We start from the raw sequence: 13,006 nt of genomic DNA on the forward strand, positions 1-13,006 counted from the left end.
GCTCCGGTAAGGGTCAGTTGGCCTGGATGTTGGCGCTTTGGATAACGTCCGACCACAAGGCGTACTCGCGGTCGATGCGGGATTGCAGGGCGGCGGAGTCGCCCGTGTTGATGGTGTAGCCGCCTTCGGTCATGGCTTTGCGGAACGCGGGGTCTTTGGACACGTCTTGCAGCGCGCGGGTCAGGCGGGCCGAAACGGCGTCGGGCAACTTCTTGGGGCCGACCAGCGCGTACCAGCCCACCACCTCGTAGTCCTTCATGCCGGCTTCGATCATGGTGGGCACGTCGGGCAGTTCGGGGTTACGGGTCTTGGACGTGACGGCCAGCGCGCGGGCCTTGCCGCTTTTGATGAATGGGATTGCGGTGCTGGTGATGTCGAACATGAAGGTCACCTTGCCGCTGATCACGTCCATCATGGCGGGCGAGTTGCCGCGATACGGCACGTGCAGCATCGACGCATCGGCCTGCTTTTTAAGCAGTTCGGCCGACAAGTGGTTGGACGCGCCGATGCCGGCGGATCCGAACGACACGGCATCGGGGTGCGAGCGCGCGTAGCTGACCAGCTCGCCTACGTTCTTGGCGGGAATCTGCGGGCCGATCAACAGCACGTTGGCGTAATCGACCACCAGCCCGATCAATGAGAAGTCGTGGCGCGGGTCGAACAGCGTGCTGCGCTGGACCAGCGGCGACATGGTCAGCGTGGGGCTGGCGGCAAAGCCCAGCAGGTAGCCGTCGGGCGTGGCCTTGGCGGTGGCGTCAGAGGCGATCATGCCGCTGGCGCCCGCGCGGTTTTCCACGACGACGGTCTGGCCCAGCTTGTCGCCCAGGTATTTGGCAAAGACGCGGGCTGTGGTGTCCACGGGGCCGCCGGGCGCGTAGCCCACCAGCAGGCGGATGGGGCGGTCGGGGTACGTCTGCGCGCCGGCGCTGGACGCCATGGCGAAGGCGGCCGTGGCGGCGGCCACGGCAAAAAGGGTCTTGAGTTTCACGCTGTTGTCTCCTTGTGTATAGGTGGCCGGTCGTGGAGCGGAACAGCGGGTCCGCGCCTACGCCAGCCTTTCTTTCAGCGGTTGCTTGAGGATCTTGCCGCTGACGGTCGTGGGAATCGTGTCGATGGAAATGATGCGCGCGGGCCGCTTGTACGGCGCCAGCTGGGCGCGCAGGTGCAACATCAAGAGGTCGGTGTCGACGCGTGCGCCCGGTAGCGGTTCGACGAACGCGATCACCTCTTCGTTCTGGTCGGCTATGTTGCGACCGACCACGGCGGACAGGCGCACGCCCGGGAACGCGTTGATCACCGATTCCACTTCGATGGGATAGACGTTGAAGCCCGAGCGGATGATCAAGTCCTTGGAGCGGCCGGCGATGAACAACGCGCCGCTGTCGTCCACATAACCGATGTCGCCGGTGTTGAGCCAGTCGCCGGGCAGCAGCGCTTGCTCGGTCTGTTCGGGATTGCGGTAGTAGCCCAGCATGACGCCGGGGCCTCGGATCAGGATGTCGCCACGTTGGCCGGGTTTCGGCGCGCCCGCGTCGGGGCTGCCCAGGCGCATTTCCACGCCGTCTACCGCGTAGCCGGCTGAGCAGTCATCGCGCGGCTCATCGATGCGCGTGATGAACATGGAGCCCGCGTATTCGGTGATGCCGTAGCCGTGATGCATCGCCACGCCAAAGTAGCGTTCGGCGTCGCGTTTCAATGTGGGGTCCAGCGCAGCGCCGCCGGTGTACAGATAGCGCAGGGCGGGGGCGCGCAGCTCGGCGCGCGGTGGCGCCACGGCCATCATGCGGCTGAACATGGTGGGCACGCCTTGCAGGATGCTGACGCCGGGATGCGCCAGCGCCTTGAAGGCGTCGTCGGCGTCGAAGCGGCTGCGCAGCACCAGGCTGGCGCCCGCGTGCACCGTGGCCATCAGCACCGTGGCGATGCCGAAGATGTGCGACATGGGCAACGCCGCGTAGCCGATGTCATGCGGTGTCAAGCGCCGCGACGCTGCCGACACGCGCGCAAAATGCAGCAGGCCGCGATGCGGCACCAGCACGCCCTTGGGCGCGCCCGTGGTGCCCGACGTATAGATGACGGTGGCCACTTCCGAGGCCAGCGCATCGGTTTCAGCAGCGGTGGGCGTGGCGGCGCGCGCGGCCTGCACGCCCGGCCCCCACACGGCAGGGTCCGCATCCACCGCGCGGGCGTCAGCGGCATGCGCGGCGGCGGCGGACGACACGCCCGTGGTGTACAGCAGCACTTCAGGCTGCGCGTGCTGGCGGATGTTGTCCACTTCGCGGCCGGACAGCCGCGCGTTCACGCCCACCGGCCACGCGCCCACCACGCCGCATCCGAATAGCGCGGCGATCATCGCGGTGCAGTTTTCGCCCACCATCAGCACACGATGGCCGGGCTGCACGCCTTGCCCGCGCAGCCAGTCGGCCACGGCCTGTACACGCTGCCATAGCTGCGCATAGGTGACGGTGCCGCCGCCTTCTTCGTACAGCACGATGGCGTCGGGTTGCCGGCGCGCTTGCCGGGCCAGCAGTTCATGGATGCGGGTAAGGGTTTCTGCTTGAGACATCGAAGGTGGCGTGTCAGTCAAAGTGCGGGTGAGTCGATCAAAGCCGGGATCACAGCCGGGATCACAGCGTGGCCTGGGTGCCCAGGATGGCGGTGGACTGGCTGGACAGCGTGCCGCCGTTGCCGTGCACCAGCGCCAGCTGCGCGTCGGCCACCTGCCGGTCGCCGCATTCCCCACGCAATTGCCGCACGGCTTCAATCATGATGAAGACGCCGTACATGCCGGGATGCACGCAGCACAAACCGCCGCCATTGGTGTTGACGGGCAGCCTGCCGCCCGGCGCAATCGCGCCATCCGCGATGAAGTCCTTGGATTCGCCCTTGGCGCAAAAGCCCAGGTCCTCCAGGAACAGCAAAGTGTTGATGGTGAAGGCGTCGTAGAGTTCGACCACGTCGATATCGCGCGGCGACACGCCGGCCATGTCGAAGGCCTGCTTGCCCGACTGCGCGGCGGCCGTCACCGTCAGGTCGTGCATGGACGAGATCTGCCGGTTCCACACGGCGGTGGCGTTGCCCAGTACGTAGACAGGTGGACGCGGCAAGTCGCGCGCGCGGTCGGCGCGCACCAGCACAAAAGCGCCCGCCCCGTCGGTGACCAGGCAGCAGTCGCGCACGCTCAAGGGGTCAGACACCATGCGCGCCGACAGAATTTCATCCAGCGTCGTGGGTTGGCGCAACTGCGCCTCGGGGTTCAACTGCGCCCATTGGTTGGCCGCCAACGCCACCTGCGCCAGATGCTCGCGGCGCGTGCCGTACTGGTGCATGTGGCGCGCCGCCGCCAGCGCGTATGACGACAGCGGGCTGAGCGGGTCGTAAGGGGTTTCATAGGGTTGCGGGTCGAACTGCTTGCGCACGCGGCCCACTTCGGCGCGGCTCAGGGTCGACGTGCGCTGCGTGCTGCCATAGCAGACCAGCACGGCGTTGCACTGGCCGGACGCCAGCGCGTGCATGGCCGGCAACAGGTGCGCGACGAAGCTGGAGCCGCCCAGCATGGTGCTGTCGATGAAGGTGGGGCGGATGCCCAGGTGTTCGATCACCGGCATGGCCCACATCGGCGCGGCCACGCTGGCGGTGCAGATGCCGTCAATGTCGCGCAGGGTCAGGCCCGCGTCGGCCACGGCGCGCTGCGCCGCCTGCACCAGGATTTCCATTTCGGTAAAGCCGTTGGCCTGTCCCAGGCCCGCATGGCCGACGCCGGCCACGGCCACCGCGCCGCGCAAATCGTTAAGCGTCATGCCGCCTCCTGCTTAGCGTCAAAGACCACCAGGCCGTGGCCGTCCTGTTGGATCACACGGGCGCGCACGGCCATGCCGATGCGCACGTCGGCCGGCGCAACGCCTTCAACGCGGCTCATCATGCGCACGCCTTCGTGCAGGTCGATCAGCGCCACGTTGTAGTCGCCGCCCGCCTCGGGCTTGCGGCGCACAACGGTGGTGGAATAAACGGTGCCGCGTCCGTCGGCCGGCGTGAAGGCCAGCTTGTCCGCGCCGCAATGCGGGCAGACCGTGCGGGGATAGAACACCGCGCGGTCGCAACCGCCACAGTGCTGGATAAGAAAGCGGCCCTGGTCGAGCGCCTGGCGGTACTGCGCCTCGACGCCCTGCGACACGCCTTCCTTGTGATCGGAAACAGTCATGGTGCGATGGGATTCCAGTGGATGACGGCTGCTAGTGTCGGTACTGCGCCAAGGTTCTGCCATTCTTCATTGCTGAAGCAGGCCTTTTGCGAAGCGGTAGTGGGCCGCTCGCGCCGTCCAGGGGTTGCCCTACATCCAGCGCGAAGCCGGTCTTCGGAAGAGGCAGATTGTGGGGCTGCCCGCGCCATGGCTAGATACCGGGCAAAGGAGGTAGACCATGAACCTGACCTGGACGCCGCAAGAGCGCCAATTCCGCGACGAGGTGCGCGCGTTTGCCGCCACCCGCCTGCCCGCCGACATCCGAGACAAGGTGTTGCGCCATCAGCGGCTGGAACGCGACGACTACGTGCGCTGGCACAACATCCTGGCGGACCAGGGCTGGGGCGCGCCGAACTGGCCGGTAGAGCACGGCGGCACCGGCTGGAACGCCTTGCAGCGCCTGATCTTCGAGGTGGAATGCTTCAAGGCTGGCGCGCCGCGCCTGCTGCCGTTCGGCTTGTCGATGATCGGCCCCGTGCTGATGAAATACGGCAGCGCGCAACAACAATCGCGCTTTTTGCCGCGCATCCCTCGGGTGCAGGATTGGTGGTGCCAGGGCTATTCCGAACCGGGTTCGGGGTCGGACCTGGCGTCGCTGAAAACACGCGCCGTGCGCGATGGCGATGATTACGTTGTCAACGGTCAGAAAACCTGGACCACGCTGGCGCAATACGCCGACTGGATGTTCTGCCTGGCCCGCACCGACCCCGACGCGCGCGCGCAACGCGGCATCTCGATGCTGCTGCTGGACATGCGCGCGCCGGGCGTGACGGTGCGCCCCATCCGCACGCTGGACGGCGGCCACGACGTCAATGAAGTCTGGCTGGAAGACGTGCGCGTACCGGTGGAAAACCTGGTGGGCGAAGAGAACCAGGGCTGGACCTACGCCAAGTACCTGTTGGGCCACGAGCGCACCGGCATCGCCGGGCTGGGCCATTGCCATCGCGAGCTGGGCATCTTGAAACACATGGCGGCGCAAGCGCAATCGCGCGGCAAGCCCTTGCTGGCCGACAGCCGTTTCCACGACCGTATCTCGCGCATTGAAGTCGACATCATGGCGCTGGAAATGTTGTTGCTGCGCGTAGCGTCCAGCAACGACGGCACGCCCGGCCCCGAGGCCTCGGTGCTGAAGATTCGCGGGTCTGAGATCCAGCAGGATCTGGCCATGCTGCAAATGGAAGTGACGGGGCCGGACGCCTGGCCCTACGACCCGGATTGGCTGCTGGCCGACCACGACGATCACGGGCCGGGCCCGGCGATGGCCGCGGCGTCGGGCGCGGGCTATGCCGATATGCGCAAGACGTCCATCTACGGCGGCACGACCGAAGTGCAGAAGGGCATCATCGCCCGCCTGGTGCTGGGCCTGTAGGCCCGCCGCGCCATCCGACAGGAAGACACGCATGGATTTCATCTATACCGAAGAACAGCGCATGCTGGCCGACAGCCTGCGCCGCCTGGTGGACCAGGCATGGACATTTCCCCAACGCCGCGCGCGCCAGGCCACCGGCACGCTGGACGCCCACGCCTGGGCCGCGCTGGCCGAACTGGGCGTGCTGGGCCTGACCATTTCGCAGGACTTCGGCGGCTTTGGCGAAGTGCCGGCCAGCCTGCTGCCCGTGCATGTGGAACTGGGACGCGCGCTGGTGTCAGAACCCGTCATTCCCAGCGCGGTCATGGGCGCGGCATTGCTGGACGCGTGCGGCGACGCGGCGCGTGGCCGCTGGTTGTCGGGCATAGCCTCGGGCGAGACGATCGTTACCGTGGCCTATCAAGAACCCGGCCGTCGCTACGACACGCAGCCGCGCGATTGCCGCGCGGCCAAGACTGCCCAGGGCTGGCGGCTGGATGGCGCCAAGCATCTGGTGTGGCACGGCGCGGCGGCCAATGCGTGGCTGGTCAGCGCATTAGGCGCCGAGGGCCAGACGGTGTTGCTGGCCGTGCCGTCGGCCGTTGCCGGCGTGCGCGTCACCGACACGCCCACGCTGGACGGCGCGCGCTGCGCCCGGCTGGATTTCGACGCGGTGGGCCTGCCCGCCGATGCCTTGCTGGCCGAAGGCGCGCAGGCCGACGACGCCCTGGCCCAGGCGTTGCAGTGGGGCACGGCGGCGCTGTGTGCGCACGCAGCGGGCGCGATCGACCGGCTGCTGGAAATCACCGTTGATTATCTGAAGACGCGCAAGCAATTCGGTCAGCCGCTTGCCTCGTTCCAGGCGCTGCAACACCGATTGGCCGAGATGCTGGTGGCCAAGGAACTGGCTTTGTCGATGGCCTATGTGGCCGTGGCCGCGCTGACCGAACCCGATGCCGTGCAGCGCCGCCGCATGATCGCGTCGGCCAAGCTGGAAGCCGCGCGCGCCGGGCGCCAGGTGGCGCAGATGGCGGTGCAGTTGCACGGCGGCATGGGCATGACCGACGAGCTGGAAGTCGGCGATTATTTCAAGCGGCTGACCATGGTGGATCCGTTGCTGGGCGACACGGCCGAACAACTGGCGGTGCTGGAGGAAGTGGCGATGCTGGAGGAGCAGGCATGAGCGCAACGCACGACAACGCAGCCGACGGCTACACGCAGATCCGCTTCACGCTGAAAGACGGCGTGGGCGTCATTACCCTGAACCGGCCGGACCGGCTCAACAGCTTTACCGAAGTCATGCACGGCGAACTGGCGCGCGCGCTGGATGTGATGGAGTCGCACGCCGGTCTGCGCGGCCTGGTCATCACCGGCGCGGGGCGGGGCTTTTGCGCGGGGCAGGATCTGAGCGAGCGCAAGCCCTCCGAGGACGGCTCGCGGCGCGACCTGAGCCTGATGCTGGAAAAGTGCTATCGCCCGTTGATCACCCGTTTGCGCGCGCTGCCGGTGCCGGTAGTGTGCGTGATGAACGGCGTAGCGGCGGGCGCGGGCGCCAGCCTGGTGCTGGCCTGCGACGTGGTGTTTGCCGCGCAGTCGGCCCGCTTTGTGCAGGCGTTCAGCAAGATCGGCTTGCTGCCGGATGCGGGCGGCACATGGTTTTTGCCCCGGCTGGTGGGCTCGGCGCGCGCGATGGGCGCGGCATTGTTTGGCGAGGCCGTCAGCGCCACCGAGGCCGCCGCGTGGGGGCTGATCTGGCGGGTCGTGCCTGACGATGCGGTGGCCGCCACCGTGTCGGACGTCACCGCCACATTGGCCGCCGGGCCAACGCGGGCCTACGCGGCCACCAAGGCGGCGCTGCACGCGTCCAGCTGCAATACGCTGGCCCAGCAGTTCGATCTGGAATGCCAGTTGCAGCGCGAGCTTGGCTACACCGACGACTACCTGGAAGGCATGCGCGCCTTTGCCGAAAAGCGGCCGCCCGCGTTCACCGGGACCTGAGCGACCGGTGCTTGCCTCGCGCCCTGAAGGTCAAGGCGCGCGGGGTACCTGGATCTGTTCGATCAGGTCACGCGCGCAGCCGGGCAGGGCGTCGATGTCGCGCACCAGCAGCTTACGTTCACGCACCACCCAGGGTTCATCCAGCTCTACCACGCGCAACTTGGTGTCGGCGCCATAGCGGCGCGCGGCGGAATCGGGAATCACGCCGATGCCCACGCCCGCCTGCACCATGCGGCAAATGGAATCGAAGCTGTACAGCTGGATGCGTTGCGGCAGGCGCTGGCCGCTGCGTTCCAGCTGGTCACGCAAGAAGGCCACCAGCGTGGAGCCTTCGTGCATGGTGATGAACGGGTAGCGCACGGCGTCCACCAGTTTGACCTTGTCCTGGTCTTGCAGCGGATGGCCGTTGGGCACCACCAGCACCAGCCGGTCGGTGCTGAAGTGGATGGCTTGCAGCTCCGGCGCATCGACCGGGCCGGCCACGATGCCCAGGTCGGTGGTGCCGTCCAGCACGCCGCGCACGATGTCGCGCGTCAGGCGTTCTTGCAGGTCCACCGTGACGCCCGGGTGCCCCGACAGGAACTGCGCCAGGATGTCGGGCATGAATTCGGTCACGGCCGTGGTGTTGGCAAAGATGCGGATGTGCCCGGCATCGCCGTCGGATTGCTCTTGGAAGTCGTGCTTCAGGTGGTCCACCTGCCGCATGATGACGCGGGCATGTTGTAGCAGTTTCTGCCCGGCGGGCGTGATTTCCACCCCACGGCTGTCGCGGTACAGCAGGCGGGAATTGAGCTGGTTCTCCAGCGCCTTGATCCGCACGCTGACGGCGGCCAGGGACAGATGCGCTCGTTTCGCGGCCTGGGTCAGGCTGGGGGATTCGGCGATGTGGATGAACAGGCGTAGGTCGGCTAGGTCGAAGTGCATGGGCCATATATTACGGCGCGCCGCGCCGGGCCCGGGCGTGGGCTGTCGATTCAGGCGCCGCAAACCCCGCCTTGAGGAAAAACGAATTCACAACGGGGACGGCTTGCGGGCATCCTTGACGCTTACCAACAATCCCACCGAACAACCCCACCAAAGGATATGGGCATGACTTCTACAGACCCGGCAGCCTGGATCGGCAGCGGCGAACGCAAGCCGGACGCCATGGACCCCGGCCACGCCGCGCGCATCGCGGCCACCCTGGGCGGTCAGGCGCCGGGCGTGGGCGAGGCCCTGCCGCCCTTGTGGCAATGGGCGTTTTTCATCAGCACGGTGGGCATGGACGGGTTGGGGACGGATGGGCACCCCGCGCGCGGCGGCTTCTTGCCGCCGGCACAGGACCGTAACCGCATGTGGGCGGGCGGCCGGGTGCAATGGCATCAGCCTTTGAAGGTGGGCGTGCCGGCCGAACGGGTGTCCAAGGTGCTCAAGGTGGAAGAGAAGGCGGGCCGCACCGGCGCGCTGCTGTTCGTCACCGTGCGCCATGAATACCATCAGGCCGGCGACATCGTCATCGAGGAAGAGCAGGACATCGTCTACCGCCAGCCGTCGCCACCCAAGCTGTCGGGCAGCGAGCCCGCGCCCCAGGCGCAATGGCGCGACACCGTCAACCCCACGTCGGTGCTGCTGTTCCGCTATTCGGCGGTGACCTTCAACGGCCATCGCATCCATTACGACCACCCCTATGTCACGGACGTGGAAGGGTATCCGGGCCTGGTCGTGCACGGCCCCCTGATTGCCACCGAGATGGTCGCCGCCTTTACGCGCGCCCATCCCCGAGCTCGCCCTACGCACCTGAGCTACCGCGGCCTGCGTCCGCTGATTTCGCCTACGCCCTTCCAGGTGGCCGGCCGCTTGACCGAGCCGGGCGTCGCCCAGCTGTGGGCCGAGCAGGACGGCACGCTGGCCCATCAAGCCGAACTGAGGTTTACCGAATGAGCACACAGGCATCCCGCCCGTTGGACGGCATTACCGTCGTCAGCCTGGAACACGCCATCGCCGCACCCTTTTGCACCCGTCAACTGGCGGACATGGGCGCGCGCGTCATCAAGATCGAACGGCCCGGCAGCGGCGATTTCGCGCGCGGCTACGACGAACGCGTGCGCGGCCTGTCCTCGCATTTCGTCTGGACCAACCGATCCAAGGAAAGCCTGACGCTGGACCTGAAGCGCGACGAGGCGGGCGGCATCATGGAACGCCTGCTGGAATCGGCCGACGTGCTCGTGCAAAACCTGGCGCCCGGCGCGGCGGCCCGGCTGGGGCTGTCGTTCGAGGCCCTGCACGCGCGCTATCCGCGCCTGATCGTCTGCGACATTTCCGGCTATGGCGAGGGCGGCCCGTATCAGGACAAGAAGGCGTATGACCTGCTGATCCAAAGCGAAAGCGGCTTTTTGTCGGTCACGGGCACTAAGGACGATCCGGTCAAGGCCGGGTGTTCCATCGCCGATATCGCGGCCGGCATGTACGCGTATTCGGCCATCCTGAACGCCTTGTTGCTGCGCCAGAAAACCGGCCTGGGCAGCCGCCTGGACGTGTCCATGCTGGAAAGCATGGTCGAGTGGATGGGCTTTCCGATGTACTACGCGTTCGAAGGCGCCAAGCCGCCCGTGCGCGCGGGGGCGGCCCATGCGTCGATCTATCCCTATGGCCCGTTTCCGGTGGGCGATGGCTCGACCATCATGCTGGGCCTGCAAAACGAACGCGAATGGCGGGTGTTCTGCGCGCAGGTGCTCCGCCAGCCCACGCTGGCGGAAGACGCGCGCTTTATCTCGAATTCGCAGCGCACCGCCAACCGCGACGCGTTGCGCGACCTGATCGTGGCGGCGTTTGCCGATCTGTCGATCGAACAGGTCACACAGCGGCTGGAAGATGCCCAGATCGCCAACGCCCGCGTCAATGACATGGCCGGCGTGTGGGCGCACCCGCAATTGCAGGCGCGCGCGCGCTGGAGCCAGGTCGACAGCCCGGCCGGCATGCTGCCCGCGCTGTTGCCGCCCGCCAGCAGCAGCGCATTCGCGCCGCGCATGGCCGCCGTGCCCGCCGTGGGCGAAAACACGGATGCGGTGCTAGCATCGCTGGGATACGCGCCCGATCAGGTGGCGCAATTGCATGCTTCGGAGGTCGTGTGACGCATTCCGTCGTTCGTAGCGCCCTGTTCGTGCCGGCGTCGCGCGCCGAGCGCATCCCCAAAGCGCTGGCCGCCGGGGCCGACACCGTTATCGTGGACCTGGAAGACGCTGTCGAGCATCTGGCCAAGGCGTCTGCCCGCGAGGCGCTGTGCGACTTCCTGGGGACGCATCGCGACGCCCGCCTGTGGGTGCGCATCAACGACGCGTCCACGTCCTGGCACGACGATGACCTGAAAGCCTGCCGTGGCCGGCCCAACATCGCGGGCATCCTGCTGCCCAAGGCAGAAACACTGGCGCAGGTGCGGCACGTGGCGCAAACCGGTCTGCCCGTCATCCCCCTGATTGAAACCGCGCGCGGGCTGCTGAACGCGTCCGAAGTCGCGGCCACGCCCGGCGTGGCGCGGCTGGCGTTCGGCAGCCTGGACTACGCGCTGGACATGGGCCTGACCCCCGACACCCCCGGCGCCGAAACCGTGCTGGATCAGGCGCGCGTGCAGGTATTGCTGCACAACCGCGCCGCCGGGCTCGCGCCCGCGCTGGACGGCGTGTTTCCCGGCGTGCAGGACACGGCCGGGCTGGCGGCCGCGGCGGCGCGCGCGCAGCAAATGGGCTATGGCGGCATGCTGTGCATCCACCCGGCGCAGGTGCCGGTGATTCACGCGGCCTTCGTGCCCGCGCGCGAAGAACTGGCCTGGGCGCGGCGCGTGGTGGCTGCACATCGCGAGACGGCGGCGGGCACCTTCATGCTGGACGGCAAGATGGTGGACGCGCCCGTGATCGCGCGCGCGCGGCTGGTGCTGGCGCAGGCCGGGGAACAGACCCCCCCATGAGCCATGCGCTGTTTATCGGGCATACCTACATCGACGTCACCGTATTGGCCGACGAATGGCCCACCGGCGACGAAAAAAGCGTGGCGCGTGACTACGCCGTGTCCTTCGGCGGCAACGCCGTCACGGCGGCGTTTGCTTGCGGCAAGCTGGGCACGCCGCCCGACCTGATCTGTTCGCTGGCGCCCGATTGGCTGGGCCACATGTACACCGACATGGCCGCCGCGCACGGCATCACGCTGCATGCGCGGCATGTGCGCCGGTCATCGTTGTCGTTCATCATGCCCAACCACGGCAAGCGCGCCATCGTGCGCGCGCGCGACGTGCAGTACCTAAATGATTTTCCCCGGCTGGATGTCGGCGCGTATCGCGCATTGCACCTGGACGGGCATCAGCCGGACGCCGCGCTGCACTATGCGCGCGCGTGCCGGCAGGCGGGCGTGCTGACGTCGCTGGACGGCGGCGGCGTGCGCGAGAATACCGACGAGCTGCTGCGCCATATCGACGTGGCCGTGTGCGCCGAGCGCATGTGCGAACAGCTGGAGCTGAGCCCGGCCGGGCTGCTGGACCTGCTGAAGGCGCGCGGCTGCCGCATAGGCGCCGTCACGATGGGCGAGCGCGGCATGCTTTGGTATGACGAAACGGGGCGCGTCGACACCTTGCCATCGCTGGATGTGCCGGGCGAACGCATCGTGGATACCTCGGGCGCGGGCGACGTGTTTCACGGCGCCTATGTGTGGTCGTATTTGAACCGGCCGGAGCTGCCCTGGTTGGAACACTTCACCTTTGCGCGCGCGGCGTCGGCGCACAAGATCCAGCACTTGGGCAACGAGGCCGGGTTGCCGCAAGTGGAAGACGTGGAACGCGCGATGATGGCGTTTGCGCCTAAAGCGTAGGCGCGGGGGCGGTTGGCGCGGGCAGGCGCCGGGGTAGGCATCGGGGCAGGCATCCGGGCAGCCATCGAGCTCAAGCTTGCAGGCTGCCTGCCCGATCAATCCGGCAAGCGTTCGATCGCCTGATCGCGGATCTGGGCGACCCACGTCGAAATCGGCCGGCCATTCACCAGCATGTCCGGCGCCAGGTCGTGCAGCGGCAAAAGCACGAACGCGCGTTGATGCATGCGCGGATGCGGCAGGATCAGCCGTTCGTGATCCAGCAACACGTCGCCGTATGTCAACAGATCAAGATCCAGCGTGCGCGGGGCGTTCTTGTATGGGCGCAGCCGCCCGTGCTGGTTTTCCAGCGCCTGTAGCGCATCCAGCAAGGCCAGCGGCGGCAGCCGCGTGTCCAGTGCCGCCACCGCATTGACGAAGTCGGGGCCGGCGGCGTCCACCGGCGCGCTGCGGTAGAACGGCGACGCCGTCACGGCGTCGATGCCGTCCGTGGCCTGCAATTGGGCCAGCACGCGGCGCAAGGTGGCCGCGCTGTCGCCCAGGTTGGCGCCCAGGCCGATATAGGCGCGGACCAAAGCGGGCGACACGGT

Annotated in this window: 13 protein-coding genes; 7 read left to right on the plus strand and 6 right to left on the minus strand. The window is 67.5% G+C overall.

The window, feature by feature from the left end; all coding sequences use genetic code 11:
- Positions 1 to 13: 13 nt before the first annotated feature.
- From DVB37_RS03955 to DVB37_RS03970, 4 genes are all read right to left on the minus strand, one after another.
- On the minus strand, positions 14 to 988 hold the full coding sequence (locus DVB37_RS03955; RefSeq protein ID WP_046806480.1) for a tripartite tricarboxylate transporter substrate binding protein: 975 nt from the start codon (positions 986 to 988) through the stop codon (positions 14 to 16).
- A 57-nt stretch (positions 989 to 1,045) separates the two neighbouring features.
- Complete coding sequence (locus DVB37_RS03960; protein ID WP_120153937.1) at positions 1,046 to 2,566, minus strand: class I adenylate-forming enzyme family protein; 1,521 nt, start codon at positions 2,564 to 2,566, stop codon at positions 1,046 to 1,048.
- Positions 2,567 to 2,627: 61 nt separating this feature from the next.
- Positions 2,628 to 3,800: a thiolase gene (locus tag DVB37_RS03965; RefSeq protein ID WP_046806478.1), complete on the minus strand. Its 1,173-nt coding sequence runs from the start codon at positions 3,798 to 3,800 to the stop codon at positions 2,628 to 2,630.
- On the minus strand, positions 3,797 to 4,201 hold the full coding sequence (locus DVB37_RS03970) for a Zn-ribbon domain-containing OB-fold protein (RefSeq protein WP_120153939.1): 405 nt from the start codon (positions 4,199 to 4,201) through the stop codon (positions 3,797 to 3,799). Before DVB37_RS03970 ends, DVB37_RS03965 begins: the two co-directional genes overlap by 4 nt.
- Positions 4,202 to 4,418: 217 nt before the next feature.
- Between DVB37_RS03970 and DVB37_RS03975 the strand changes: the two genes are divergently transcribed.
- From DVB37_RS03975 to paaG, 3 genes are read left to right on the plus strand one after another with little or no spacing between them, the layout of a single operon-like run.
- On the plus strand, positions 4,419 to 5,609 hold the full coding sequence (locus tag DVB37_RS03975) for an acyl-CoA dehydrogenase family protein (RefSeq protein ID WP_120153941.1): 1,191 nt from the start codon (positions 4,419 to 4,421) through the stop codon (positions 5,607 to 5,609).
- 31 nt (positions 5,610 to 5,640) lie between these two features.
- A complete protein-coding gene (locus DVB37_RS03980; RefSeq protein WP_120153943.1) occupies positions 5,641 to 6,771 on the plus strand; it encodes an acyl-CoA dehydrogenase family protein in 1,131 nt (376 codons plus the stop codon).
- Positions 6,768 to 7,586: a 2-(1,2-epoxy-1,2-dihydrophenyl)acetyl-CoA isomerase PaaG gene (paaG, locus tag DVB37_RS03985; protein WP_120153946.1), complete on the plus strand. Its 819-nt coding sequence runs from the start codon at positions 6,768 to 6,770 to the stop codon at positions 7,584 to 7,586. The genes DVB37_RS03980 and paaG overlap by 4 nt, the downstream gene beginning before the upstream one ends.
- 30 nt (positions 7,587 to 7,616) lie before the next feature.
- Here paaG and DVB37_RS03990 read toward each other — a convergent pair whose 3' ends face one another.
- Positions 7,617 to 8,510, minus strand: coding sequence for a LysR family transcriptional regulator (locus tag DVB37_RS03990; protein WP_104143472.1), 894 nt, complete (start codon positions 8,508 to 8,510; stop codon positions 7,617 to 7,619).
- 165 nt (positions 8,511 to 8,675) lie between these two features.
- On the opposite strand from DVB37_RS03990, the gene DVB37_RS03995 reads away from it, so the two are divergent.
- From DVB37_RS03995 to DVB37_RS04010, 4 genes are read left to right on the plus strand one after another with little or no spacing between them, the layout of a single operon-like run.
- Entirely contained in the window at positions 8,676 to 9,506 is an 831-nt protein-coding gene (locus DVB37_RS03995) for a MaoC family dehydratase N-terminal domain-containing protein (RefSeq protein ID WP_046806472.1), read from the plus strand.
- A complete protein-coding gene (locus tag DVB37_RS04000) occupies positions 9,503 to 10,696 on the plus strand; it encodes a CaiB/BaiF CoA-transferase family protein (RefSeq protein WP_104143475.1) in 1,194 nt (397 codons plus the stop codon). Before DVB37_RS03995 ends, DVB37_RS04000 begins: the two co-directional genes overlap by 4 nt.
- A complete protein-coding gene (locus DVB37_RS04005) occupies positions 10,693 to 11,526 on the plus strand; it encodes a CoA ester lyase (protein WP_120153948.1) in 834 nt (277 codons plus the stop codon). Before DVB37_RS04000 ends, DVB37_RS04005 begins: the two co-directional genes overlap by 4 nt.
- On the plus strand, positions 11,523 to 12,419 hold the full coding sequence (locus DVB37_RS04010) for a sugar kinase (protein WP_104143478.1): 897 nt from the start codon (positions 11,523 to 11,525) through the stop codon (positions 12,417 to 12,419). The genes DVB37_RS04005 and DVB37_RS04010 overlap by 4 nt, the downstream gene beginning before the upstream one ends.
- Before the next feature lie 95 nt (positions 12,420 to 12,514).
- Here the strand turns inward: DVB37_RS04010 and DVB37_RS04015 are convergent, their stop codons facing one another.
- A complete protein-coding gene (locus DVB37_RS04015; RefSeq protein WP_046806468.1) occupies positions 12,515 to 13,003 on the minus strand; it encodes a 2-amino-4-hydroxy-6-hydroxymethyldihydropteridine diphosphokinase in 489 nt (162 codons plus the stop codon).
- Positions 13,004 to 13,006 lie beyond the last annotated feature (3 nt).

Source organism: Achromobacter sp. B7 (assembly GCF_003600685.1).
Classification (GTDB): domain Bacteria; phylum Pseudomonadota; class Gammaproteobacteria; order Burkholderiales; family Burkholderiaceae_B; genus Achromobacter; species Achromobacter spanius_B.